Source organism: Bradyrhizobium sp. LVM 105 (genome assembly GCF_003957705.1).
Classification (GTDB): domain Bacteria; phylum Pseudomonadota; class Alphaproteobacteria; order Rhizobiales; family Xanthobacteraceae; genus Bradyrhizobium; species Bradyrhizobium frederickii.
On record NZ_QZMV01000003.1, the window covers coordinates 486,326 to 510,645 of the forward strand.

Below are 24,320 nucleotides of genomic sequence, written 5' to 3' on the forward strand. Positions count from 1 at the left end.
AGCCCGGAATCCATCGGGCCGCACGCACTGTAGAGAAATGGATTCCGGGTTCGCGCTTCGCGCGCCCCGGAATGACGAAGAGGATAAAATGCTATTCACCGCCGACCACGACGACATTCGCCGCAGCTTGCAGAAATTCATCGCGGGCGAGATCAATCCTCATGTCGATGAATGGGAGAAGGCCGACATCTTCCCGGCGCACGAGCTGTTCAAGAAGATGGGCAGCCTCGGCTTCCTCGGCCTGAACAAGCCGGTCGAGTTCGGCGGCTCCGGCCTCGACTATTCCTATGCGTTGATGATGGCGGAGGAGCTCGGGGCCATCACCTGCGGCGGCGTGCCGATGGCGATCGGGGTGCAGACCGACATGGCGACGCCGGCGCTGGCGCGCTTCGGTTCGGACGAGGTGCGCCGCGAGTTTCTGGCACCCTCGATCTCGGGCGATTTCGTCGCCTGCATCGGCGTCTCCGAACCCGGCGCGGGCTCCGATGTCGCGTCGATCAAGACGCAGGCTCGCTCCGACGGCGACGATTACGTCATCAATGGCGGCAAGATGTGGATCACCAACGGCACGCAGGCCGACTGGATCTGCCTGCTCGCCAACACCGGCGACGGCCCCGTTCACCGCAACAAGTCGCTGATCTGCGTGCCCATGAAGAGCAAGGGCGTCACCGTCGCCCGCAAGCTCGACAAGTTGGGCATGCGTTCCTCCGACACCGCGCAGATCTTCTTCGACAATGTTCGCGTGCCCAAGCGCAACCGCATCGGCGAGGAGGGCAAGGGCTTCACCTACCAGATGATCCAGTTCCAGGAGGAGCGGCTCTGGGGCGCGGCGGCCTGCCTGAAGGCGCATGAATACATCATCGACCAGACCATCGAATACACGCGCAACCGTAAGGCTTTTGGCCAGAGCATCCTCGACAATCAGGTCGTGCACTTCAAGCTCGCGGAGATGCAGACCGAGGTCGAGCTGCTGCGCGCGCTGATCTATCGTGCCGCCGAGCAGCTGGTCGCCGGCGAGGACGTGACGCGGCTCGCGACCATGGCCAAGCTGAAGGCCGGCCGGCTCGGCCGCGAGCTCACCGACGCCTGCTTGCAATATTGGGGCGGAATGGGCTTTACCAACGAGACGCCGGTCAGCCGCGCCTATCGCGACAGCCGCCTGACTTCGATCGGCGGCGGCGCCGACGAGGTCATGCTGATGGTCCTGTGCAAGATGATGGGTACGCTGCCCGGCAGCAAAGGGAGTGCTTGATGATCACGCTCTATCACTGCGACGCCGCGCGCTCATTCCGTCCGCTCTGGATGCTGGAGGAGATGGGGCTGCCCTACGAGCTGAAGATGCTGCCGTTCCCACCGCGCGTCTTCGCCAAGGAATATCTTGCGCTCAATCCGCTCGGCACGATTCCCTTCATGATCGACGGCGAGACCAGGATGACCGAATCCTCCGGCATCTGCCACTATCTCGGCGTCAAATACGGCCCGACGCCGCTGATGGTCGGGCCGGAGGATCCCGCCTATGGCGCATTCCTGAACTGGATGTATTTCAGCGATGCCACGTTAACCTTTCCGCAGACGCTGGTGCTGCGATACACCCAGCTCGAGCCGGAGGAACGCCGCAATCCGCAGGTCGCCGGCGATTATGCGAAATGGTTCTTGGGCCGACTGCGCGCTGTTGAGGCAGCCACAGCCAATGCCGAAACCTTGTGCGCCGGCCGCTTCACGGCCGCTGACATCGTCATCGGATACGCGCTCCGCCTGGCGAGCAACATCGGGCTCGCCAAGGATTTTGGGCCAAATGTCGCGGCCTATTGGGCCCGCCTGCAGCAGCGCGACGGTTTCAAGCGTGCCGTAGCCGCGGAACAGAGGGCTGGCGTCGAGCAGAATGTTGCAGCGAGGGTGAGGGCGTAAGGAAGGCTGTCATTCCGGGGTGATGCGCAGCATCTAGCCCGGAATCTCGAGGTTCCGGGCTCGGTCCTGCGGACCGCCCCGGAACGACGAAGCATGTTTCATGACAGCGCTATCCTCTCGTGACAGCGGCCAAATTTCCGCTAAGGTGACCTCCGTCCGCAGCGGCCAGAGAGCCGCGCGAGGAGGAACCCAATGGAAGATAAAGGTCGCGAATCCGACCATCTGATGCTGATCACGCCGGAGCGGGTATTCTATGCCGGCCTGCTCGGGCGCCCTCGCAAGCGGACCCCCGGCTGCTGCCATGTCTATGTTGCGGTGAAGGGCAGCCTGCATCTTGCGATCGACGACACGTTTGTCAGCGGCGAGCTGTTCGTCACGCTGCCGAACCAGCGCCATTCCATTGCCAGCGACTATCGCACCGTCATCAGCGTGACGCTGGAGCCGGAAAGCATGCCGGACGGCGTGATCGAGGCCCTGGCCGAGCGCCTGCGCGGGCCGGACAAAGCCGCCTATGCCCGCAAGATCCTGGCCGCTTATACGTTGCTGCGCCAGCGCCGCTATGGCGACATCACCACCGCCGAGTTCGACGAGATGTGCTTTGGCGAGGCGCTGCCGCGCCGCGTGCTCGATCCGCGCATCACGCGGGCCGTCGCCCGCATCGAGCGCTTCTCCGGCGAGCCGGTGACCGCGGATACCTGCGCCGCCGAGGCCGGGCTGTCCGCCTCGCGCTTCCTGCATCTGTTCAAGGAAGAGACCGGCATCTCCTTCCGCTCCTTCCGTGCCTGGAAGCGCGCGCGGCATTTGCTGCACTTCGCCAACCAGGATCTCAACCTCGCCCATCTCGCGCAGGACATCGGCTATCCCGACTCCACCCATTTCAGCCACTCGATCCGCCGCTTCTACGGATTGAAGCCGCGCGCGATCTTCGTCGGCTCGCGCGATCTTGCGATCTATCGCAGCACCGAGACGGTGCGGCTCGCGGAGGCGGGCTAGCACCGCTCTTGTAGGGTGGGCAAAGCGAAGCGTGCCCACGACTTTCGTGGGGTGTGGAGAGATGGTGGGCACGGCGCAAGAGCGCCTTTGCCCACCCTACGGTTTCTCGTCCTGTATTCAGCTTCTCCGCGCAAGAAGCCGCATGCCACCCATCACATGATCGCAAACGTTGAATTCTCAACGTGCGAGATATTGTTGGCATGAGCGACAAGGCCGTCATCACCTGCGCGCTGAACGGCGTGCTCACCGACCCCAAGCAGCACAACGTGCCTGTGACGCCCGAGCAGATGGCACGGGAGGCCAGGGCTGCGTTCGAGGCCGGCGCGTCCGTCATGCACATCCATCTGCGGCAGCAGGCGCCGGGCAAGGGACACCTGCCGTCCTGGGAGGTGAGCGTCAGCAGGGAGATTCAGCAGGCCATCCGCGAAGCCTGCCCCGGCGTCATCATCAATCATACCTCGGGCGTGTCAGGGCCGAACTACTCCGGCGCGCTCGACTGCATCCGCGAGACCAAGCCGGAGATCGCCGCCTGCAACGCCGGCTCGCTCAATTACCTGAAGGTGAAGGCCGACAACACCTGGGCCTGGCCGCCGATGATGTTCGACAACGCGGTCGAGAAGGTGAAGGACTATCTCGACGTTATGAACGCGGTCGGCACCATCCCCGAGTTCGAATGCTTCGACGTCGGCATCGTTCGCTGCGTCGGCATGTACCATCAGGTCGGCATGTACAGGGGACCGCTCGAGTATAATTTCGTGATGGGCGTTGCCTCCGGCATGCCTGCCGATCCCGAGCTGCTGCCGATCCTGATCAAGCTGAAGCGGCCCGAGGCGCATTTCCAGGTCACCGCCATCGGCCGCGAGGAGATCTGGCCGCTGCACCAGCGCTGCGCCGAGCTCGGCGGGCACTTGCGCACGGGGCTCGAGGATACGTTCTATCTTGCCGACGGCACGAAGGTGACCTCGAACGGCCAGTTGATCGAGGCGATTGCCGCCTGTGCAAGGCGTGCGGGCCGCGAGATCGCGAGCCCGGCCGAGGCGCGGAAGATCTTTGGGACGAACAGGTAAGGTATCGCCTCACCCGTCATTGCGAGCGAAGCGAAGCAATCCAGAATCTCCCTCGGATGCAGTCTGGATTGCTTCGTCGCTTCGCTCCTCGCAATGACGAGCAGGATCAAGTCATGTCTGTCATCGAAAACACCGTTTCCCCCGGCAGCGCCGCCTACCACGCCAACCGCGACGGCATGCTCGCTTTGATCGACCGCATGCGCGCATTGGAGGAGCGCACGCGTGCCGCATCTGCCGCTGCAAAGGATCGCTTCCACAAGCGCGGCCAGTTGCTGCCGCGCGAGCGTGTCGCGCTGGTGCTCGATCCCGGCGCGCCCTTCATCGAGCTGTCCACGCTGGCAGGCTACATGTTCGACGTGCCGGACGCGAGCAAGAGCGTGCCCGGTGGCGGCGTCATCGCCGGCATCGGCTTCGTCTCGGGCGTCCGCTGCATGGTCAGCGCCAGCGATTCCGGCATCGATGCCGGCGCGCTGCAGCCCTTCGGCCTCGACAAGACGCTGCGCGTGCAGGAACTCGCGCTGGAGAACAAGCTGCCTTATGTGCAGCTCGTCGAAAGCGCCGGCGCCAATCTCTTGCGCTACCGCGTCGAGGACTTCGTCCGCGGCGGCAACATCTTTCGCAATCTGGCGCGGCTGTCGGCGGCAGGCCTGCCCGTCGTCACTGTCACGCATGGCTCGTCCACGGCGGGCGGCGCCTATCAGACCGGCTTGTCCGATTACATCGTGATGGTCCGCGGCCGCACCCGCGCCTTTCTCGCGGGGCCGCCGCTGCTGAAGGCCGCGACCGGCGAGATTGCGACCGAGGAAGAGCTCGGCGGCGCCGAGATGCACACGCAGGTGTCCGGTCTTGGTGATTACCTCGCCGAGGACGACCGCGACGCGCTGCGCATCGCGCGTGAGATCATGGCAGCGCTGGAATGGGAGCGGCCGGGGCGGGCGGCTCCGGAGTTCAAGCCGCCGCGCTATGATCAGGACGAGCTGCTCGGCATCATGCCGATGGACCACAAGCGCCCGGTCGACATGAAGCAGGTGATCGCGCGCATCGTCGACGATTCCGATTTCACCGAGATGGCGCCCAGCTACGGCCCGGCCACGGTCTGCGGCCACGCCCGCATCGAGGGACAGGCGATCGGCATCATCACCAACAACGGTCCGCTCGATCCCGCCGGCGCCAACAAGGCGACGCATTTCATCCAGGCCTGCTGCCAGACCCGCACGCCGCTGCTCTATCTCAACAACACCACCGGCTACATGGTCGGCAAGGCCTATGAAGAAGCGGGCATGATCAAGCATGGCTCCAAGATGATCCAGGCGGTCACCTCGGCGACCGTGCCGCAGATCACCATCTACTGCGGCGCCTCGTTCGGTGCCGGCAATTACGGCATGTGCGGCCGCGGCTTCCATCCGCGCTTCTGCTTCTCCTGGCCGAACGCCAAGACCGCCGTGATGGGCGGCGAGCAGGCCGCCGAGACCATGGCGATCGTGACCGAGGCCGCCGCCACCCGCCGCGGCAAGCCGATCGAGAAGGACAAGCTGGACGCGATGAAGGCGCAGATCGTCGGCGTGTTCGACGGCCAGATGGACGTGTTCTCGACCAGCGCGCGCGTGCTCGACGACGGCGTGATCGATCCGCGCGATACCCGTGCGGTGCTGTCGGAGGTGCTCGCGATCTGCCGCGAGGGCGACGCGCGCGCACCCCAGCGCATGCAATTCTCGGTGGCCCGCCCATGAGGAACGGATCAGTGCAGCACCGGCCGTTCTTCAAGGTCCTTGTGGCCAATCGCGGCGAGATCGCACTACGCGTGATGCGCAGCGCGCGGCGGCTCGGCCTTGGCGTCGTCGCGGTCTATTCGGACGCGGATCGCGATGCACTCCATGTCAAGCACGCCGATCAGGCCGTGCGCATCGGCGAAGCCTTGCCGGCGCAGTCTTACCTCAACATTCCCGCGATCATTGCAGCGGCCAAGGCGAGCGGTGCCGATGCCGTCCACCCCGGCTACGGTTTCCTGGCCGAAAACGAGGCGTTTGCGCAAGCCTGCAAGGATGCCGGCCTGGTCTTCATCGGGCCGTCGCCGCAGGCGATCGAGGCGATGGGCAACAAGGCCGGTGCCAAGGAAATCATGACGAAGGCCGGCGTTCCCGTCGTGCCCGGCTATCAGGGCACTGAGCAGGGCGACGAAATCATGCTTGCGGAGGCCAGGAGGATCGGCTTCCCGGTCATGATCAAGGCCGTCGCCGGCGGCGGCGGCCGCGGCATGCGGCTCGTCACTGAAGCGGCCTCGTTCCCGGATGCGCTGCGCAGCGCGCGGTCGGAAGCCAAGGCCGCGTTCGGCGATCCCACAATCATCCTCGAGCGCGCGATCCAAAATCCCCGGCACATCGAGATCCAGGTGTTCGGTGACAGCCACGGCAACGCCATTCATCTCGGCGAGCGCGACTGCTCGGTGCAGCGTCGCCACCAGAAGCTGATCGAGGAGGCGCCGTCGCCCGCGGTCACGCCGGAGCTGCGCGCCAGGATGGGCGAGGTTGCGGTCGCTGCGGTGAAGGCGCTGCATTACGAAGGCGCCGGCACGCTGGAATTCCTGCTCGATGCGAGCGGCGAGTTCTACTTCATGGAGATGAACACGCGTCTTCAGGTCGAGCATCCCGTCACCGAGGCGATCACCGGGCTCGATCTCGTCGAGCTGCAGCTGCGCGTCGCGCGCGGCGAGCCGTTGCCGCTGAAGCAACGGGACATCACGTTTTCCGGCCATGCCATCGAGGTGCGGCTGTGCTCGGAAGATGCGGCGCACGACTTCATGCCGCAATCCGGCCGCATGGCGCGCTGGCAGGTGCCGGACGGCATCCGCGTCGAGCACGCGCTGCGATCGGGCACGGAGATCCCCCCGTTCTACGATTCCATGATCGCCAAGGTCATCAGCCATGGCACCACGCGCGAGGAGGCGAGGGGGCGGCTGATCGTTGGCCTCGAGCAGCTCACGGCGTTCGGCGTGACCACCAATCAGGCGTTCCTGATGTCGTGTCTGCGTCACCCCGGCTTTGCCAAGGGCGAGGCGACGACGGCTTTCATCGATGCGCACCGCGACGAATTGCTGGCGCCGCGGCCAGACGCGGCATTCGATACGGCGCTGGCAGGCCTGCTGCTCTACGTCACCAATCCGCGCGCGCCGTCCTGGCAAAGTGGCCGGAGCCTGTCGGCAACGTTCCCGCTTCCCGCGAAGATCGAGATCGCCGGCCAAACGTTGGAGCTCGAGATCACGCGCGAACGCGACGGCGGCTATACCGTGGCCCCCGACGGCCGCCAGGACAAATTCGAGATCGAGCAGCTCGACGCTGACGCCATCCGCTTTCGCCACGACGGCGTGATGGACAGCGCCAAATTCCTGCGCGACGGCGATCGGCTCCACCTTCAGCATCGCGGTATCCCGCTTGCGGTGGTTGATCTCACCCTGGCTGCGCCGAAGGCCGCCGCAAGCAATGGCGGAGACGGCAAGGTCCGCGCGGCCCTGAATGGCCGCGTCGTCGCCGTTCTGGTCAAGCCGGGCGACCGGGTTGCCGCCGGCCAGCCGGTGATGACGCTGGAAGCGATGAAGATGGAGCACGTCCACAAGGCCGGCATCGACGGCGTTGTCACGGCGATCGACGTCGCCGAGGGCGATCAGGTGACCACGGGCAGGATCGTGGCGGAGATCGCCGCGTAGCCTCGTGTCCCGGACGCGCGAAGGGCGAGCCGGGACCCATGTCACCCAAGACGCGAGCGTTGTGGGCACGCTCGCGCGAGACGCTGGGGCCGGCCCTGTCGTTCTGAAATACCCCATGATTCCAATGGAATGGATATCGGCTGGCGATCACGGGCAATTCTTATTGAACATTGTTCATTCCTCGCCTACTAATACTGAACAATGTTCAATCTCGGAGAGCCCCGCGTGTCGCACGCAAATGATCCCGTCCAGGCGGCTGCCAAAATCCCGTTGGGGTCGCGCCGCCTCTGGTTCGGCGCCCCGCAAGCCCGCGAAAAATATCTGACCGCGGCGCTCCTCGTCTTGGCGGTCGCGGCCCTCTTTGCGCCCGCGCTGCCTGCCGCCGCCTGGCACATCCCGCATTTCGTCGACAGCCGCACCTGGCTCGGCGTGCCCAACGCCGCCGACGTGCTGAGCAATCTTGCGTTCCTCGCGATGGGTGTCTGGGGCTCGGAGCGGCTGCGCGGCCGCCTCGACGTGCCCGTCGGTGCAAGCTGGTTCTTCGTGGGACTGATCCTCACCTGCCTGGGCTCAGGCTTCTATCATCTCGACCCCGACGCGCCGCAACGGCTGGTCGCCGACCGCCTCGGCATGGCCGTGGCGTTTGCGGGATTTCTGGGCATCGCGGCCAGCGAGCGCGTCAGCGTGCGCGCCGGCGAGGCGGTGCTCGTGCTGATGATGATCGCGGGCCTGCTGGCTGCCTGGGTGGCGCGCGAGAATCTCACACCATGGGTGGTCGTGCAGTACGGCGGCATCGCGCTCGCCGTGGGACTGGCGTTGACGCGGCCCCGGCCCGGCGCGCTTGGCGTGCCGCTGGGCGGCGTGATCTTGTTCTATGCGCTGGCCAAGCTTTTCGAGCTTGGCGACGTGACGGTGTTCGAAGCGACCGGGCACATGGTCTCGGGCCACACGCTCAAGCATCTGGCCGCAGCACTGGCGGCCTGGCCGGTGATCAGCTCGTTGTGGCATGATCCGCAATCGTAGAGTGGCAAAGGCGCATAGCGCCGTGCCCACCATTCGTTTCGATTGGCAGAGAGGTGGTGGGCACGCTTCCGACTTCGCTCTTCGAGCTACGACGGACAAGTCGCTTTGCCCGCCCTACGCAGTCGCGTTGCTCCGCCCCGTTCCCTCATTGAGCAGACACGCCACCCGGTGGCCGTCGCCGGCGTCCAGCAGCGCCGGCCGCTCGATATTGCAACGCTCCATCGCAAACCGGCAGCGGGTGTGAAACGCACAGCCCGGCGGCGGATTGACCGGGCTCGGCACGTCGCCGTCGACCAGCGGTGCGAGCTTCTTCGCCAGCGGATTGGCGATCGGCACGGAGGCGAGCAGCGCCTGCGTATAGGGATGCCTCGGATTGCGGAACAGCTCGTCCTTGCCGGCGATCTCGACGATGCGACCGAGATACATCACGGCGACGCGGTGGCTGATATGCGCGACCACGGCGAGGTCGTGGGCGATGAAGAGATAGGAGAAGCCGTGCTGCCGCTGCAGGTCGATCAGAAGGTTGATCACCTGGGCCTGGATCGAGACGTCGAGCGCGGAGACCGGCTCGTCGCAGACGATCAGGCGCGGCCCCAGCGCCAGCGCGCGCGCGATGCAGATGCGCTGGCGCTGTCCGCCGGAGAATTGATGCGGGAAGTTGTGCATCTGGTCGGGGCGCAATCCGACCTGTTCGAACAGCTTTGCGACCCTCGCCTCCAGCGCCTTGCCGGTCGCCAGACCATGCACGATGAGCGGCTCGCCGACGATGTCGCCGGCGGTCATGCGCGGATTGAGCGAGGCGAACGGATCCTGGAACACGATCTGCATCGAGCGGCGGTGCGGGCGTAGCGCCGACTTGGAGAGGTGCGTGATGTCTTCTCCGTCGAGGCGGATCTTGCCGGAGGTCGGCTCGACCAGCCGCAGCACGCTGCGCGCCGCCGTCGACTTGCCGCAACCGGACTCGCCGACGAGCCCAAGCGTCTCGCCGGCCTGAAGGGAGAACGACACACCATCGACCGAGTGCACGGTGCCGACCTGCCGCCGCAGCACGCCGGCACGCACCGGATAATATTTCCTGAGGTCGGTGACCTCGAGCAGGGCCTCGGTCATGCCACCTCCGCGACTTCTTCCGCGCGCCAGCAAGCGGCGAGATGGCCGCCGCCCCAATCCGCCAGCGGCGGATATTCGGCCTCGCAACGTTTGATGGCGAGCTTGCAGCGCGGCGCGAAGGCGCAACCCTTCGGCAGGCGCACCAGCGAGGGCACCGTGCCGGGGATCTCGTTCAGTCGCTCCGGAGCAACGATTCCGGCTGCGGGGACCGCCGGGATCGACGCCATCAGCCCGCGCGTATAAGGATGCATTGGCGAGGCGAACAGCGCCTCGACACTGGCTTCCTCGACCTTTCGCCCCGCATACATCACGATCACGCGCTGCGCGGTCTGCGCGACCACTCCGAGATCATGCGTGATCAGCACGAGCCCGGTGCCGAGCTCCTTCTGAAGGTCGAGGATCAGCGCCAGGATCTGCGCCTGGATGGTGACGTCGAGCGCCGTGGTCGGCTCGTCCGCGAGCAGCAGCGCCGGCCGGCAGGCCAGCGCCATCGCGATCATCGCGCGCTGGCGCATGCCGCCGGACAGCTGATGCGGGTATTCCCTCGCGCGTCGCGCCGGTTCGGGAATGCGCACCAGACGGAGCATCTCGACGGCGATGTTCTGGGCCTCCCTGGCCGGGATGCTTCGGTGCAGCCGCACGGCTTCGACGATCTGGTCGCCGATCCGCATCACCGGATTGAGCGATGTCATCGGCTCCTGGAAGATCATGGAGATGCGGTTGCCTCTGACGGCGCGCATCTCGGCTTCGTCCAGCGCCAGCAGATCGGTGCCTTCGAGCGAGACGGAGCCGCCGACGATGCGGCCGGGCGGATCGGGCACGAGGCGCATCAGCGACAGCGCGGTGACGCTCTTGCCGCAGCCGGATTCGCCGACGATCGCCAGGGTCTCCCCGCGCCTCACGCTGAAGGAGAGATCGTCGACGGCCTTGAACAGGCCGGAATTGGTGAAGAACACCGTCTTCAGGTTCTTCACCTCGAGCACGAGATCGGATTGTTTGGTCATCAGCCGCGCTGCCGGGGATCGAGGATGTCGCGCAGGGCGTCGCCGAACAGGTTGGCGCCGAACACGGCGAGGCTGATGGCGACGCCCGGGAAGATCACCAGCCAGGGCGCGGTGCGGACATATTCGGCGGCGGATTCCGACAGCATGCGGCCCCACGACGGATAAGGCTCGGGAATGCCGAGGCCAAGGAAGGAGAGGGAAGCCTCGGTCAGGATGGTCGAGCCGAGCTGGGCGGTCGCGAGCACGATCAGCGGCGCCAGCGTGTTCGGCAGCACGTGGCGCAGCGCGATCCGCATCTCGCTCATGCCGATCGACTTGGCGGCTTCGACGAAGGGCTGCTCGCGCAGCGCCAGCGTGTTGGCGCGGGTGACGCGCGACACGGTCGGGATCAGCGGGATGGCGATCGCAATGATGACGTTCGGCAAGGACGGGCCGAGCGCCGCCGTCATGATCAGGGCGAGGACCAGCAGCGGCAGCGCCTGAAGCACGTCGGAAACGCGCTGGAAGACGAGATCGACCCAGCCGGACAGATAGCCCGATGTGAGCCCGACGATGACGCCGATCGTGCCGCCGAGCGCGGTCGAGCCGATGCCGACGGCGAGCGAGATGCGCGCGCCGTGGATGATGCGGCTGAACACGTCGCGGCCGAAGGAATCGGTCCCCATCCAGTGCGCCCAGCTCGGGCGAGCCAGCGCGCGCGCAGAATCGACCGTCAGCGGGTCATAGCGCGCGATGAAATCGGCGAAGATCGCGGTGAGCACGAACACCGTCATGATGATGAGCCCGGCCGCGCCGAGCACGTGCCGCTGCGCCAAGAACAGCACGCGCCGCCAGCCGCCGGTGGCATGCGCGCCGGCGCGCCGTAGTTCGAGATCATAGTCGATTGCGGCCATGTCAGCTCTATCTTCCCCCTCTCCCCGCTTGCGGGGAGAGGGTTGGGGTGAGGGGGACTCTCCGCAGGGGAGGTGAGATCTGCGCTCGCGGAGAGTCCCCCTCACCCGGATTGCTGCGCAATCCGACCTCTCCCCGCAGGCGGGGAGAGGTGAAGGAGAGCGCGCACGCTGCGTGAGAGTAGATCATGCGATCAATCCGTGTACCTGATCCGCGGGTCGAACACCGCGTAGAGCATGTCGACGGTGAAATTCGCGACCACCACGACCACGGCGATGAACATCACGAGGTTCTGCACGATCGGATAGTCGCGCCAGCGGATCGCCTCGACCAGGAAGCGGGCGACACCGGGGATGTTGAACACCGTCTCGGTGACGATCAGGCCGCCGATCAGGAAGGCCGCCTCGATGCCGATCACGGTGATCACGGGCAGAATCGCGTTCTTCAGCGCGTGGCGATAGTTCACGGCGGCCTCGGAGGCGCCCTTGGCGCGCGCAGTACGGATGTAGTCCTGCCGCAGCACTTCCAGCATCGAGGATCGCGTGATGCGCATGGTCAGCGCCGCGCTGCGGAAGCCGACGGCGGCGGCCGGCACCGCGTAGGTTGCGAACGCCTCGAGCCAGGTCTGCGGATTCGGATTGAAGATCGGCATCTGGCCGAACATCGCGACCGACGCGGTGAGAATCAAAAGTCCGAGCCAGAACGAAGGCAGCGACAGGCCGCTGAGGCTGACCACGCGCAAGGCGTAATCCAGCCGCGTGCCCTGCTTCACAGCGCTGATGACACCCAAGGGAATTCCGATCGAGGCCGAGAACAGCAGCGCGAGGCCGGCCAGCTTTGCCGTGATCGGAATTCGCGGCAATATCTCCTGCAGTGCCGGCTTCTCGGAAACATAGGAATAACCGAGGTCGCCGCGCAGAAAACCGCTGATCCAGTGCCAGTATTGCACGATCAGCGGCTGGTCGATGCCGAGCTCCTTCTCCAGATTGGCCTTGTCGGCGGGATCGACATAGCCGGCGGCGGCGAACAGGATGTCGACGATATTGCCGGGCACGACGCGCAGCAGGACGAAGATGACGACCGAGATCCCGAACAGGGTCACGAGCATCAGCAACAGGCGTCGCACCAGATAGGCAAACATCCTTCGCCCTCCGCGAGCCGCTAGTCTTCAGCCTGCCGTTCTACTTGTCGAGCCACACATCCTCGTAGCGAAAGCCGTTATAGGAGCTGTTCGACATGATCGTGATGCCCTTGACGTAAGGCTGCCAGCACGTGCCGGCTCGTGCATGGAAGATGATCGGGCGGGCGACGTCCTCCTGCAGCTTCTTGTCGATGTCCCACACCAGCGGCTTGCGCTTGTTGGTGTCGGTCTCCTGCGATTGCACGTCGAACAGCTTCTCGATCTCCTTGTTGCAGTAATTGGTGTAGTTCCGCTCCGAGCCGCAGGAATAGTTCTCGTAGAAGGACTGGTCGGGGTCGTCGACCGAGCTGCCGGTCAGATTGAGGCCGAGCATGTAGTCCTTGCGCGCGACCTTCGGGAACCAGTTGGCGGTCTCCACGACGTCGAGCTCGCCGTTGATATAGATGCTCTTGAGCTGGTCGATCAGGATCACGGCGGGGTCGCGATATTCCGCGAGATTGCGCGTCGAGACCTTCACCGCCAGATGCTTGTCGGGACCGTAGCCGGCCTTCTGCATCAGCTTCTTTGCCTCCTCGCGGTTCGCGTTCACGTTCGGGCCGTAGCCCGGAATGGTCTCGAGCCTGTCCTTCGGCATGCCCCAGATGCCTTGAGGCGGCGGCAGCATGGTGCCGCCGATATCGGCCTGGCCCTCGAACAGGATGTCGATGAAAGCCTTGCGGTCGAGCGCAAGGGCCACCGCCCGGCGAACATCGATGTTGTCAAACGGCGGGGAGCTCGAATTGACAATGATATTGGTCGAAACGTTGGTCGGTTCGACGACGCAGGTCGCGTTCGGCGCCTGCGACTTGATGTCCTTCAGCAGCGGGATCGTGATGTGCGTCGGGAAGGTCATGTCGAACTTGCCGGCGACGAAAGCGAGGATCGCGGTCGAGCGGTTCGTGATGATCGTGTATTCGATGCCGTCGAGATAGGGCAGGCCCTTCTTCCAATAGTCCGGATTTCGCGTCAGCTTGATCGATTCATTGGCCTTGAACTCGACGAACTTGAACGGTCCGGTCCCGATCGGATGGGTGCGCATGTCCGCCGGAGAGACATGGCAGGGATAGACCGGCGTATAGCCGGACGCGAGCATCGCCAGCAGCGAGGGTTGCGGCCGCTTCAGCTCGAACGAGACCTCGAAATCGCCGCTCGTCGTGATCTCGTTGACTTCGTTGTACCAGGCCTTGCGTGGATTCTGCCGAAGCTTCTGCTGCGATTTACCCATCAGGAGATCGAAGCTGCATTTGACGTCGGCCGACGTGAACGGCTTGCCGTCGTGCCATTTGACGCCCTGGCGCAGCTTGAACGTCAGCTTCTTGTTGTCGCTGCTCCAGGACCAGCTTTCGGCGAGTTCGGGCCTCAGGGTGTCGGGACTGTTCTGTGCGATGTGCTGATCATAAATGACGAGATTGTTGAAGACCCCCATGAACGGCACGTTGACCGAATAGGTCGCGCCTTCGAGGATCGAGGCGTTGGCCGGACTGTCGCGGTGATACATCCGCAAGGTTCCGCCCTGCTTCGGCTCGCCGGCGAGCGTGGTGGTTGAGGCCATCAGCACAGATAGCGCCGCCGTTACGGCAAGCGCCCACACGCTCCGCATGCTCATCCTCCCTGGACATCGGCCTTTTGCGGCCTGTTTGTCGCGACGATAGCACGCAAGCCGGGGGAGGCAACCCCGATAGCGCCGCATGCCGCCTCGACAATTCGGATGACGGAAGGCCGCAGGGCTTTCAGTGTCTCACGATGTGAGAGTGCAGGTGCGAAGAGATGGTCCTGGTGCAGCTGTTGCGCGCAGCTGCCTCGACAAACACCGCCGTCGTCCCGGACGAGCGCAGCGAAGATCCGGGATCCATAACCACAGGAAGCGGTTTGGCCAAGACTCGGAGTTGCCGCCGCGCGCAACGCCTCCTCCCTGGGGTTATGGGTCCCGGGTTCGCGACTTCGTCGCGCCCCGGGACGACAGTTGCGCGTGTGGCGCTTGCTTGCGCACCTTACGTAGCGGAAACCCTCACACGATCCTTGACGCCTTGTTTCCCCAATACCGGTCCCGCAGCAGGCGCTTGTACAGCTTCCCGGTCGGCAGCCGCGGCAATTCCTTCTCGAAATCGACCGAGCGCGGCACCTTCTGCCGCGACAGCGATTTCGCGCAGAACGCGATCAGCTCTTCGGCCAGCGCCGCGTCCGGCACCACGCCCGGCATCGGCTGCACCACCGCCTTCACCTCCTCGCCGAGATCGGCATTCGGCACCCCGAACACCGCGGCATCGGCGACCTTCGGATGGGTGATCAGGAGGTTTTCGCATTCCTGCGGATAGATGTTCACTCCCCCGGAGATGATCATGAAGGTCGCGCGGTCGGTCAGGTACAGGAAGCGGTCTTGGTCGACATAGCCGACGTCGCCGACCGTGCTCATGCTGCCGTCCGGCGAGCGCGCCTCCTTGGTTTTCTCCGGATCGTTGAAATATTCGAATGGCGTTGCCGTCTTGAACCAGACCTGGCCCGGCGTGCCGGTCGGGCACTCCCGCATGTTCTCGTCGAGAATGTGCAGATCCCCGAGCAGCACCTTGCCGACGGTGCCGCGGTGGGCCAGCCATTCCTCGCTATCGCAGGCGGTAAAGCCGAGGCCCTCGGTGGCGCCGTAATATTCGTGAATGATGGGTCCCCACCATTTGATCATGTCGTCCTTGACCAGAGCCGGGCAGGGCGCGGCGGCATGGATCGCGATCTCGAGCGACGACAGGTCGTAGCGCTTGCGGACCTCCTCCGGCAGCTTCAGCATGCGCGAGAACATCGTCGGCACCAGCTGGGTGTGCGTGATGCCCCAGCGCTGCACCAGCTCGAGGTAACGCTCGGGATCGAAGCTCTCCATGATGATCACGGTGCCGCCCATGCGGATCGTGAGGTTCACGGCGGCTTGCGGTGCGGAATGATAGAGCGGGGCCGGCGACAGGTAGACCATGCCCTCACGGTAGTGCCAGAGCTTGGTCAGGAAATCGAACAGCGGCAGATTGTGCTTCGGTGGCTCCTCCGGCAGCGGCCGCAGGATGCCTTTTGGTCGTCCCGTCGTGCCGGACGAATACAGCATGGCCGTGCCGAGCCACTCGTCCGCGATCGGTGTTGTCGGCATGTCCGCGGTCACGTCCGCCAGCCCGACGATGCGCTCGCTCTCGCCAGGGCCATCGGCGACGATGCAGAGCTTGATATCGGGGCAAGACTTGATCGCCTCGCGCGCGATGTCGAGCTTCGCCACCGAGGTGATCAGAATCCGGGACTGGCTGTTGACGAGCAGATAGGCGAGCTCGCCCGGCGTCAGGAAGGAGTTGATGCAGGTGTAGTACAGCCCGGAGCGTTCACCCGCGCCGCAGGCCTCCAGGTAGCGCGAATTGTTCTCCATGAAGATCGAGTAATGGTCGAGCCGCTTCAGGCCGTGCTTGCGGAACAGATGCGCCAGCCGGTTGCCGCGCGCCTCCAGCTCGCGGTAGGTGACGGCCTCGCCTGTGGCCGCCATGATGAAGGCGGGCTGCAGCGGGCGCAGGCGGGCGTGGCGAGCTGTGTACATCTATCCTCCGGCCTGAATCATGCGGAGAGAAGCAGGATTTCGCGCACCTGCGCCGGGCCTTCGATCTTGCGCGGATTGCGCGGCACCCAGGGCGTGCGCATCGCCTGGTCGGCGATTGACTCGAAATGCTCGGGCGACACACGCACGTCGGCGAGGCTGCGCGGCATGCCAAGCGAGCGGATGAAGGCATCGAGCACGTCGGCGGCGTCGCGGCCGGGATAGCCCATGGCGGCGGCGACGATCATCTGCCGCTCGGCATTGTCGCGCGCATTCCAGCGCATCACCGCCGGCAGCATGATGCAGGAGGTGTAGCCGTGCGGCACGTCGAAGGCCGCGCCCAGCACGTAGCCGATGCCGTGGCTCGCGCCCATCGGCACGCCGGCGGCGAGCGCACCCATCGACAGCCAGGTGCCGATCTGCGCGTCCATTCGCGCGTCGAGATCGGCGGGGTTGGCCTTCACCCGCGGCAGCGCGTCGGCGAGCATGGCGAGGCCCTTCACCGATTGAGCGTCGGCATAAGGATGCGTCTCACGCGAGCAGATCGCTTCGACGCAATGGTCGATGGCACGGATGCCGGTCGACAGGAACAGCCATTCCGGCGTGTGCACGGTGATGGACGGATCGAGGATGGTCGCGCGCGGCACCGTCAGCGGATGCCGTAGCATCTGCTTCACATTGGTGCTGCGGTCGGTGACGCCGGCGATCGCGCTGAACTCGCCCCCGGCGATCGTGGTCGGCACGCTGATCTGCCGCACCGTCGGCGCATTCATCTCGGGCGCGATGCCCTTGCGGACGCGGATGCGCTCGATGCCGTCGATATCGGTGATGCCATTGGCGAGGCAAAGCTGCACCGCCTTGGCGCCGTCGGTGATCGAGCCGCCGCCGACGGTGACGATCAGATCAGCCTCCGCCTCGCGCGCCGCAAGGCTGGCCGCGATCACCGCCTCGCGCGGCGTATGCGCCGGCATGGCGTCGAACAGGCCGGCGCAGCGCGGGCCCAGCGCCTGCTTGATCGTCGCGATTTCGTCGGTGTGCCGGTTGAGCGTGCCGGAGACCATCAGGAAGGCGCGGCGCGCTCCCAGCCGGTCCATCTGCGCGACGATGGCGCCGGCCGCAGGATGGCCGAACACGACCTCCTCGATCGCGCCGAAAACGACACGTCCCTGGTGCACGCCTGTCCTCCCGGACAATTCGCCTTGTTTTTGTGCGGGTTAATTTAGCCGAGCCGCCGGCGCCCGTCATGTGTGAAGGCGCTGAGGGCTCTTCTCCCTCTCCCCGCGTGCGGGGAGAGGGTCGGGGTGAGGGGGCTATCCGCGAGGGAGCTGACAGTTGGACTCGCGGAGGCTCCCCCTCACCCGGATCGCATCTTGCGATGCGCTCCGGCCTCTCCCCGCACGCGGGGAGAGGCGAAGGTGGCACCCTCCCAATTCATGACCCCCGCGAATAGCGCCCTTCGCAATCCGCCGCGCGCGGAGCGGGCGATCTGGCTGTCAACCCGCCATCCGGTCAGGCCATGCTTCGAAGCATTGCGCGCATCGCGGTCTTGAAGAGTTCATTTTTGCCACCCATCTTGTGGCGCCCGCAGGTAGGGGCGTACCCTGCATATTCTGCGGCTTTTGTGCGAGGACCTGGGATGAGCGGACCGGATGGCAGCGAGCGGTTTGTCAAAAAGCACGATTTCGTTCTGGCTCGGCTGGGTGCAATCGCCGCGCTTCTTGGCGCGACATTCACGCTCACCGGTTGTGACAAGCCGGCGTCACAGGCCGCCGCTCCGCCACCTCCGCCCGTGACGGTGGCCCAGCCGGTCAAGCGCACCGTGACCGATTGGGACGAGTACACCGGGCGCTTCGAGGCGGTCGAGGAGGTGCAGGTGCGCCCGCGCGTCGGCGGCTTCGTCAACTCGGTCGAATTCCAGGATGGCGCCATCGTGCGTCAGGGCGATCTGCTTTACGTCATCGACCCGCGTCCGTTCGAGGCGGTGGCGACGCAAGCGGAGGGCCAGCTGTCGGATGCTCGGGCCAAGGTGGAGCTTGCCAAGCGCGAGCTCGATCGCGGCCTCAGCCTCGTGCAGAGCAGCGCCGTCTCCGAGCAGGTGGTGGATCAACGCCGTCAGGCCCTGCAGGCCGCGCACGCCGCCGAGACGCAGGCCGAAGGCGCGCTGAAGGCCGCCCGGCTCAATATCGAGTTCACGCATGTGACGGCGCCGCTGACGGGCCGCGTCAGCCGCCATCTCGTCAGTCCCGGCAATCTCGTGCAGGGCAGCGACAGCGGCACGTCGACATTACTGACCTCCATCGTCACCCTTGATCCGATCTACATCTATTTCGACATGGACGAGGCGACCTTCATCAAATACAGCAAGCTGTGGTTCGAGGGGCGGCGCCCAAGCTCGCGCGACACGGCGAACCCTGTGCAGGTGACGCTCGCCGGCGAGACCAAGCCGTCGCGTGAAGGCACCATCAACTTTCTCGACAACCGCCTCGACGTCTCGACCGGGACGCTGCGGAGCCGCGCGGTCGTCAAGAACACCGACCTGTCGATCCTGCCCGGCCAGTTCGGCCGTGTCAGGCTGATCGGCAGCGCGCCCTACGAGGCTCTGCTGATTCCGGATGCAGCCGTCGCGACCGACCAGTCCCGCAAAATCGTTTTCGTGGTGAAGTCCGATGACACCGTCGAGGCGCGTCCCGTGGTGCTCGGCCCGCTGGATGACGGCCTGCGCGTGATCCGCGAAGGATTGAAGCCGGAGGACCGCGTCATCGTCAACGGCATCCAGCGCGCCCGCGTCGGCGCCAAGGTCGCTCCGCAGACCGCGCCGGCACCGGCCGGTGGCAAGCCCGGTGACAAGTCATGAATCTCGGCCGTCTCTCCATCAACCAGCCCATCCTGGCGATGGTGCTGTCGATCGTGCTCCTGATCGTCGGCGCGCTCGCCTACACCACGCTGCCGGTCTCGGAATATCCGCAGGTGGTGCCGCCCACCGTGGTCGTCACCACGCAATATCCCGGCGCCTCCGCGCAGACCGTGTCCGACACGGTCGCAGCTCCCATCGAGCAGGAGATCAACGGCGTCGAGGACATGCTGTATCTCTACAGCCAGGCCACCTCGAACGGCCAGCTCACCATCACCGTCACCTTCAAGCTCGGCACCGACCTCGACAAGGCCCAGGTGCTGGTGCAGAACCGCGTCGCGATCGCGCAGCCGCGCCTGCCGGAGGAGGTCCAGCGCAACGGCGTCACCACGCGCAAGAACTCGCCCGACATCCTGATGGTCGTGTTCATGCTGTCGCCGGACGACACCTTCGACCAGCTCTACATCTCCAACTACGCGCTGCTCCAGGTCCGCGATCAGCTGCTGCGTCTCGACGGCGTCGGCGACATCCAGATCTTCGGCGCGCGCGATTATTCGATGCGGCTGTGGCTCGATCCTGACCGGATCGCCAATCTCGGCCTGACCTCGGCCGAGGTTCTGGCCGCGATCCGCGCCCAGAATGTGCAGATCGCGGGCGGCCAGATCGCCGAGCCGCCGATCGCCGACCGTGCCTTCCAGCCGAATCTCACCTTCACCGGCCGGCTGAAGGACCAGAAGCAGTTCGAGGACATCCTGATCAAGGCCGGCTCCGACGGCCGTGTCGTGCGGTTGCGCGACGTCGCCCGCATCGAGCTCGGTGCGCTGGCGTATTCCACCAACAGCTTCCTGCTACGCAAATCCGCGGTCGCCATGCTCGTGACGCAGCGCCCGGGATCGAATGCTCTCGCCACGGCAAAGAACATCAACGACACCATGACGAGGCTCAAGGAGAGCTTCCCGAAAGGTCTCGACTACAATATCGGCTACAATCCGACGGAGTTCATCGCGCAGTCCGTGCACGAGCTGATCAAGACCATCTACGAGGCCATGCTGCTCGTGGTGGTCGTGGTGCTGGTGTTCCTGCAGGGATGGCGTCCCGCGATCATTCCGATCATCGCGATCCCGGTGTCGCTTGTCGGCACCTTCGCGGTGATGGCGGCGCTGGGCTTCTCCATCAACAATCTCACTCTGTTCGGCCTCGTCCTCGCCGTCGGCATCGTGGTCGACGACGCAATCGTCGTGGTCGAGAATGTCGAGCGGCATCTCGAGCACGGCATGAGCCGGCGCGACGCCGCCCTCAAGACCATGGAGGAGGTCGGCGGCGCGCTGGTCTCGATCGCGCTGGTGCTGTGCGCGGTGTTCGTGCCGACGGCGTTCCTCGGCGGCATCTCCGGGCAGTTCTTCCAGCAATTCGCCGTCACCATCGCGGTTGCGACCGCGATCTCGTGCTTCTGCTCGCTGACGCTGTCGCCGGCGCTGGCTTCGCAGATCCTCACTCCGCATGAAGCGAAGCGGCCACCGGCGAACTGGAATTTCATCGCGCGGGCGTGGGGTGCCTTTACCGGCGTGTTCAACCGTGTGTTCGACCGGCTGGCGCATGGCTATGCCGGCCTTGCCAATTTCGTGATCCGGCATTCGGTGGTGATGCTCCTGATCTACGTCGTGCTGATCGGCAGCGCCGGCTGGCTGATCGTGACGACGCCGCAGGGCTTCATCCCGGCCCAGGATCGCGGCTACGTCATCGTATCCGTGCAATTGCCCGGCGCGGCCTCGCTGGCGCGCACCACCGAGGTGGTGCGCGAGATCGAGCGGATCGCGCTGGATACGCCGGGTATCGTCCGCGTCGCCGCCTTTGCCGGCTTCTCCGGCGCCACGCGGACGCAGGCCGGCAATGCCGCGGCGCTGTTTCCGGTGTTCGACGAACCTGAGGCGCGCATCAAGAAGGGATTGTCCGCGAACGCCATCACGGTCGAGCTGCGCAAGCGCCTGTCCGCAATCCAGGGTGCCTTCATCATCGTGATTCCGCCGCCGGCCGTGCCCGGCATCGGCACCGGCGGCGGCTTCACCATCCGCATCCAGGACCGCCAGGGCCGCGGGCCTGAAATGCTCGCTGCGGCCACCGACGAGCTTGTCGCCGCAGCGCGCAAATCGCCCTCGCTGCTTGGCCCCTCGGTGTTCTCGCCGTTCACCGCCAACACCCCGCAGCTCTTCGTCGACATCGACCGCACCAAGGCGCAGAAGCTCGGCGTTCCCATCTCGAACATCAACGACACGATCCAGAGCTATTTCGGATCGACCTACGTCAACGACTTCAACCTGTTCGGCCGTACCTATCACGTCACTGCGCAGGCCGACTTTCCGTTCCGCAAGGAGCCCAGCGATCTCGCGCGCCTGCGCACGCGCAACGCTTCCGGCGACATGGTGATGCTCGGCAGCGTGGTCGAGTTCAAGGACGTCTCGGGCCCCGACCGCGTCGCGCGCTACAATCTCTATGCCGCGTCCGAGCTCCAGGGCGAGCCCGCGCCGGGCACCAGCTCGACCACCGCGCTCAACGCCATCAAGCAGCTGGCGGACGACACCTTGCCGAGCGGCTTCACCTTCGAATGGACGGATCTGTCCTATCAGCAGATCACCGGCGGCAATGCCGGTCTCTACGTGTTTCCGATCTGCGTGCTGTTCGTCTATCTCGTGCTCGCCGCGCAATATGGCAGCTGGACCCTGCCGTTCGCGGTGATCCTGATCGTGCCGATGTGCCTGCTCGCCGCCACCATCGGCGTGCGCATCATGGGCCAGGACGTCAACATCCTCACCCAGATCGGCTTCGTCGTGCTGGTGGGGCTGGCCGCGAAGAACGCGATTCTGATCGTCGAGTTCGCGCGCGATATCGAGAATGAAGGCAAGCCACGGCTGGAGGCCGTGATCGAGGCCTGCCGCCTGCGCCTGCGGCCGATCCTGATGACCTCCTTCGCCTTCATCCTCGGCGTGCTGCCGCTGGTGATCTCGACCGGCTCCGGCTCCGAGATGCGGCAGGCGGTCGGCGTCGCCGTGTTCTTCGGCATGATCGGCGTCACCCTGTTCGGCCTGTTGTTCACGCCGATCTTCTATGTGGTGGTGCGGAACCTGGCGGAGGGGCGGAACGAGGGGAAGAAGCCGGAGCTGGCGGCTCCCTAATGTCAGTGGTGGCCACTCGCGTCCCCTTACTCCCGGTGTCATCCCCGCGAATGCGGGGCGCCCCGGGACGACACCGATTGCTTGCGCACACCTCCATACTAACGACCAACTTGAAGCGGATGGGCAGGCGCGGGGTTCTTCACTGGTATCCGCGCGATTTCAAAACAGAAACTGCTGGGAGATAACATATGAAATCAGCACTTTTGGCCGCCGTCGCAACCTCTGCCCTGGTGCTGGCGGCGCCGGCCTCTGCTCAAGGCGTCAAGATCGGCATCCTCAACGACCAGTCCGGCGTCTATGCCGATTACGGCGGCAAATGGTCAGTCGAGGCGGCCAGGATGGCGATCGAGGATTTCGGCGGCGAGGTGCTGGGCCAGAAGGTCGAGCTGGTCACCGCGGATCACCAGAACAAGCCCGACCTTGCGACCGCGATCGCGCGGCGCTGGTACGACGTTGAGAACGTCGACATGATCACGGAGCTGACGACCTCCTCGGTCGCGCTCGCGATCCACGACCTGTCCAAGGAAAAGAAGAAGATCGACATCGTCGTCGGCGCCGCGACCTCGCGGCTGACCGGCGATGCCTGCCAGCCCTACGGCTTCCACTGGGCCTACGACACCCGCGCGCTCGGCGTCGGCACCGGCGGCGCGTTGACCAAGGCCGGCGGCGACACCTGGTTCTTCCTCACCGCCGATTACGCCTTCGGCTATGCGCTGGAGAAGGACACCAGCGAGATCGTCACCGCCAATGGCGGCAAGGTGGTCGGATCGGTGCGCGTGCCGCTCAACTCCTCGGACTTCTCCTCCTTCCTGCTGCAGGCGCAGAGCTCCAAGGCCAAGATCGTCGGCCTCGCCAATGCCGGCCTCGACACCACCAACTCGATCAAGCAGGCGTCCGAATTCGGCATCGTCTCCGCCGGCCAGAAGCTCGCCGGCCTCCTGATGACGCTTGCCGAAGTGCACGGCCTCGGCCTGCAGGCCGCGCAGGGTCTGGTGCTGACGGAAGGCTATTACTGGGACGTCAACGACAAGAGCCGCAATCTCGGCGAGCGCTTCCTCAAGCGTACCGGCCGGATGCCGAACATGATTCAGGCCGGCACTTATTCGGCGACGCTGAGCTATCTGAAAGCGGTCAAGGCCGCCGGCACCAAGGATCCCGATGCCGTCGCCAAGAAGCTGAAGGAGCTGCCGGTCGAGGACGATTTCGCGCAAGGCGGCAAGGTGCTCGAGAACGGCCGCATGGTCCACGACATGTATCTGTTCGAGGTCAAGAAGCCCGCGGAATCCAAGAAGCCCTGGGACTATTACAAGTTGCTCGCCACCGTCCCCGGCGACAAGGCCTTCTTCACCGCCAAGGAAAGCGGCTGCCCGCTGACGAAGTGAGAGGCGGCGTGTCCCGGACGCGCCGTAGCGTTGCACGCTGCACCGCGCCCGGGACACGGGCATGCGTGATGGCGTGCTTCACTTCACCAGCCGCAACACCACCGCGCCCAGCGCCCCCGCCCAAAGCGCCATCGCCGCGATGCTCTGGATCGCAAAGCCCGGGCCGCGCTTGGCCGCTGCCTGCGAATAGCCGATGAAATAGACGATGCGGCCGATGATCCAGACCGCGCCGAGTCCGGCGGCGATGGCGTCGCTGATATAGACCGCGAACAGCCAGAGCGCCGGCAGGACAATCGGCATCCATTCCAGCGTGTTCATCTGGATGCGGAAGGCGCGTTCGAAATCCGGATGGCCTGACATCGCGGGCACCTTGACGCCGGTCCTGGTACGCGAGCGCGAGACGTTGATGCTGGTGAAGAAGTAAAATGCGATCGCCAGCAGGGTGACGACGGCGGTGAGGTGATACATCGCGGAATCCCTTTGAA

Annotated in this window: 18 protein-coding genes; 10 read left to right on the forward strand and 8 right to left on the reverse strand. The window is 65.3% G+C overall.

The window, feature by feature from the left end; translation table 11 throughout:
- The first annotated feature begins 88 nt into the window (after positions 1-88).
- From D6B98_RS11835 to D6B98_RS11865, 7 genes are all read left to right on the forward strand, one after another.
- Positions 89-1,252 (forward strand): acyl-CoA dehydrogenase family protein, encoded by a 1,164-nt coding sequence (locus D6B98_RS11835; RefSeq protein ID WP_126257156.1) that lies wholly within the window; start codon positions 89-91, stop codon positions 1,250-1,252.
- The gene (locus D6B98_RS11840) at positions 1,252-1,908 is read left to right on the forward strand and encodes a glutathione S-transferase family protein (protein WP_126257157.1); all 657 of its coding nucleotides are present in this window, start codon (positions 1,252-1,254) and stop codon (positions 1,906-1,908) included. The genes D6B98_RS11835 and D6B98_RS11840 overlap by 1 nt, the downstream gene beginning before the upstream one ends.
- A gap of 192 nt (positions 1,909-2,100) precedes the next feature.
- Complete coding sequence (locus D6B98_RS11845) at positions 2,101-2,901, forward strand: helix-turn-helix domain-containing protein (RefSeq protein WP_126257158.1); 801 nt, start codon at positions 2,101-2,103, stop codon at positions 2,899-2,901.
- A 200-nt stretch (positions 2,902-3,101) separates the two neighbouring features.
- Complete coding sequence (locus tag D6B98_RS11850; protein WP_126257159.1) at positions 3,102-3,968, forward strand: beta-keto acid cleavage family enzyme; 867 nt, start codon at positions 3,102-3,104, stop codon at positions 3,966-3,968.
- 113 nt (positions 3,969-4,081) lie between these two features.
- Entirely contained in the window at positions 4,082-5,698 is a 1,617-nt protein-coding gene (locus D6B98_RS11855) for an acyl-CoA carboxylase subunit beta (RefSeq protein WP_126257160.1), read from the forward strand.
- Positions 5,695-7,668 carry an acetyl/propionyl/methylcrotonyl-CoA carboxylase subunit alpha gene (locus tag D6B98_RS11860; protein WP_126257161.1) on the forward strand — a complete coding sequence of 658 codons (1,974 nt, stop codon included), beginning with the start codon at positions 5,695-5,697 and terminating at the stop codon, positions 7,666-7,668. The genes D6B98_RS11855 and D6B98_RS11860 overlap by 4 nt, the downstream gene beginning before the upstream one ends.
- Before the next feature lie 225 nt (positions 7,669-7,893).
- A complete protein-coding gene (locus D6B98_RS11865; RefSeq protein WP_126257162.1) occupies positions 7,894-8,691 on the forward strand; it encodes a hypothetical protein in 798 nt (265 codons plus the stop codon).
- A 114-nt stretch (positions 8,692-8,805) separates the two neighbouring features.
- Here D6B98_RS11865 and D6B98_RS11870 read toward each other — a convergent pair whose 3' ends face one another.
- From D6B98_RS11870 to D6B98_RS11900, 7 genes are all read right to left on the reverse strand, one after another.
- Positions 8,806-9,801 (reverse strand): ABC transporter ATP-binding protein, encoded by a 996-nt coding sequence (locus D6B98_RS11870; RefSeq protein WP_126257163.1) that lies wholly within the window; start codon positions 9,799-9,801, stop codon positions 8,806-8,808.
- On the reverse strand, positions 9,798-10,805 hold the full coding sequence (locus tag D6B98_RS11875) for an ABC transporter ATP-binding protein (RefSeq protein ID WP_126257164.1): 1,008 nt from the start codon (positions 10,803-10,805) through the stop codon (positions 9,798-9,800). The genes D6B98_RS11870 and D6B98_RS11875 overlap by 4 nt, the downstream gene beginning before the upstream one ends.
- The gene (locus tag D6B98_RS11880; RefSeq protein WP_164718537.1) at positions 10,805-11,698 is read right to left on the reverse strand and encodes an ABC transporter permease; all 894 of its coding nucleotides are present in this window, start codon (positions 11,696-11,698) and stop codon (positions 10,805-10,807) included. The genes D6B98_RS11875 and D6B98_RS11880 overlap by 1 nt, the downstream gene beginning before the upstream one ends.
- A gap of 191 nt (positions 11,699-11,889) precedes the next feature.
- Entirely contained in the window at positions 11,890-12,837 is a 948-nt protein-coding gene (locus D6B98_RS11885; RefSeq protein WP_126257166.1) for an ABC transporter permease, read from the reverse strand.
- Between the two features lie 40 nt (positions 12,838-12,877).
- A complete protein-coding gene (locus D6B98_RS11890; protein ID WP_126257167.1) occupies positions 12,878-14,476 on the reverse strand; it encodes an ABC transporter substrate-binding protein in 1,599 nt (532 codons plus the stop codon).
- Positions 14,477-14,884: 408 nt separating this feature from the next.
- On the reverse strand, positions 14,885-16,435 hold the full coding sequence (locus D6B98_RS11895; protein WP_126257168.1) for an AMP-binding protein: 1,551 nt from the start codon (positions 16,433-16,435) through the stop codon (positions 14,885-14,887).
- A 17-nt stretch (positions 16,436-16,452) separates the two neighbouring features.
- Positions 16,453-17,607, reverse strand: coding sequence for an iron-containing alcohol dehydrogenase (locus tag D6B98_RS11900; protein ID WP_126257169.1), 1,155 nt, complete (start codon positions 17,605-17,607; stop codon positions 16,453-16,455).
- A gap of 461 nt (positions 17,608-18,068) precedes the next feature.
- On the opposite strand from D6B98_RS11900, the gene D6B98_RS11905 reads away from it, so the two are divergent.
- From D6B98_RS11905 to D6B98_RS11915, 3 genes are all read left to right on the forward strand, one after another.
- A complete protein-coding gene (locus D6B98_RS11905) occupies positions 18,069-19,286 on the forward strand; it encodes an efflux RND transporter periplasmic adaptor subunit (protein WP_164718538.1) in 1,218 nt (405 codons plus the stop codon).
- A complete protein-coding gene (locus D6B98_RS11910; protein WP_126257171.1) occupies positions 19,283-22,453 on the forward strand; it encodes an efflux RND transporter permease subunit in 3,171 nt (1,056 codons plus the stop codon). The genes D6B98_RS11905 and D6B98_RS11910 overlap by 4 nt, the downstream gene beginning before the upstream one ends.
- A 188-nt stretch (positions 22,454-22,641) precedes the next feature.
- Positions 22,642-23,835, forward strand: a complete 1,194-nt coding sequence (locus tag D6B98_RS11915) for an ABC transporter substrate-binding protein (RefSeq protein WP_126257172.1) — start codon at positions 22,642-22,644, stop codon at positions 23,833-23,835.
- Positions 23,836-23,913: 78 nt separating this feature from the next.
- Here the strand turns inward: D6B98_RS11915 and D6B98_RS11920 are convergent, their stop codons facing one another.
- Positions 23,914-24,303, reverse strand: a complete 390-nt coding sequence (locus D6B98_RS11920; protein ID WP_126257173.1) for an MAPEG family protein — start codon at positions 24,301-24,303, stop codon at positions 23,914-23,916.
- Positions 24,304-24,320 lie beyond the last annotated feature (17 nt).

Bases quoted from the DNA above. Each gene is read 5' to 3' on its own strand.
- D6B98_RS11895 (WP_126257168.1), bottom strand. From the start codon at position 16,435: ATGTACACAGCTCGCCACGCCCGCCTGCGCCCGCTGCAGCCCGCCTTC.
- D6B98_RS11875 (WP_126257164.1), bottom strand. From the start codon at position 10,805: ATGACCAAACAATCCGATCTCGTGCTCGAGGTGAAGAACCTGAAGACG.
- D6B98_RS11880 (WP_164718537.1), bottom strand. From the start codon at position 11,698: ATGGCCGCAATCGACTATGATCTCGAACTACGGCGCGCCGGCGCGCAT.
- D6B98_RS11910 (WP_126257171.1), top strand. From the start codon at position 19,283: ATGAATCTCGGCCGTCTCTCCATCAACCAGCCCATCCTGGCGATGGTG.
- D6B98_RS11885 (WP_126257166.1), bottom strand. From the start codon at position 12,837: ATGTTTGCCTATCTGGTGCGACGCCTGTTGCTGATGCTCGTGACCCTG.
- D6B98_RS11915 (WP_126257172.1), top strand. From the start codon at position 22,642: ATGAAATCAGCACTTTTGGCCGCCGTCGCAACCTCTGCCCTGGTGCTG.
- D6B98_RS11840 (WP_126257157.1), top strand. From the start codon at position 1,252: ATGATCACGCTCTATCACTGCGACGCCGCGCGCTCATTCCGTCCGCTC.
- D6B98_RS11920 (WP_126257173.1), bottom strand. From the start codon at position 24,303: ATGTATCACCTCACCGCCGTCGTCACCCTGCTGGCGATCGCATTTTAC.
- D6B98_RS11845 (WP_126257158.1), top strand. From the start codon at position 2,101: ATGGAAGATAAAGGTCGCGAATCCGACCATCTGATGCTGATCACGCCG.
- D6B98_RS11860 (WP_126257161.1), top strand. From the start codon at position 5,695: ATGAGGAACGGATCAGTGCAGCACCGGCCGTTCTTCAAGGTCCTTGTG.
- D6B98_RS11890 (WP_126257167.1), bottom strand. From the start codon at position 14,476: ATGCGGAGCGTGTGGGCGCTTGCCGTAACGGCGGCGCTATCTGTGCTG.
- D6B98_RS11850 (WP_126257159.1), top strand. From the start codon at position 3,102: ATGAGCGACAAGGCCGTCATCACCTGCGCGCTGAACGGCGTGCTCACC.
- D6B98_RS11870 (WP_126257163.1), bottom strand. From the start codon at position 9,801: ATGACCGAGGCCCTGCTCGAGGTCACCGACCTCAGGAAATATTATCCG.
- D6B98_RS11855 (WP_126257160.1), top strand. From the start codon at position 4,082: ATGTCTGTCATCGAAAACACCGTTTCCCCCGGCAGCGCCGCCTACCAC.
- D6B98_RS11835 (WP_126257156.1), top strand. From the start codon at position 89: ATGCTATTCACCGCCGACCACGACGACATTCGCCGCAGCTTGCAGAAA.
- D6B98_RS11905 (WP_164718538.1), top strand. From the start codon at position 18,069: ATGAGCGGACCGGATGGCAGCGAGCGGTTTGTCAAAAAGCACGATTTC.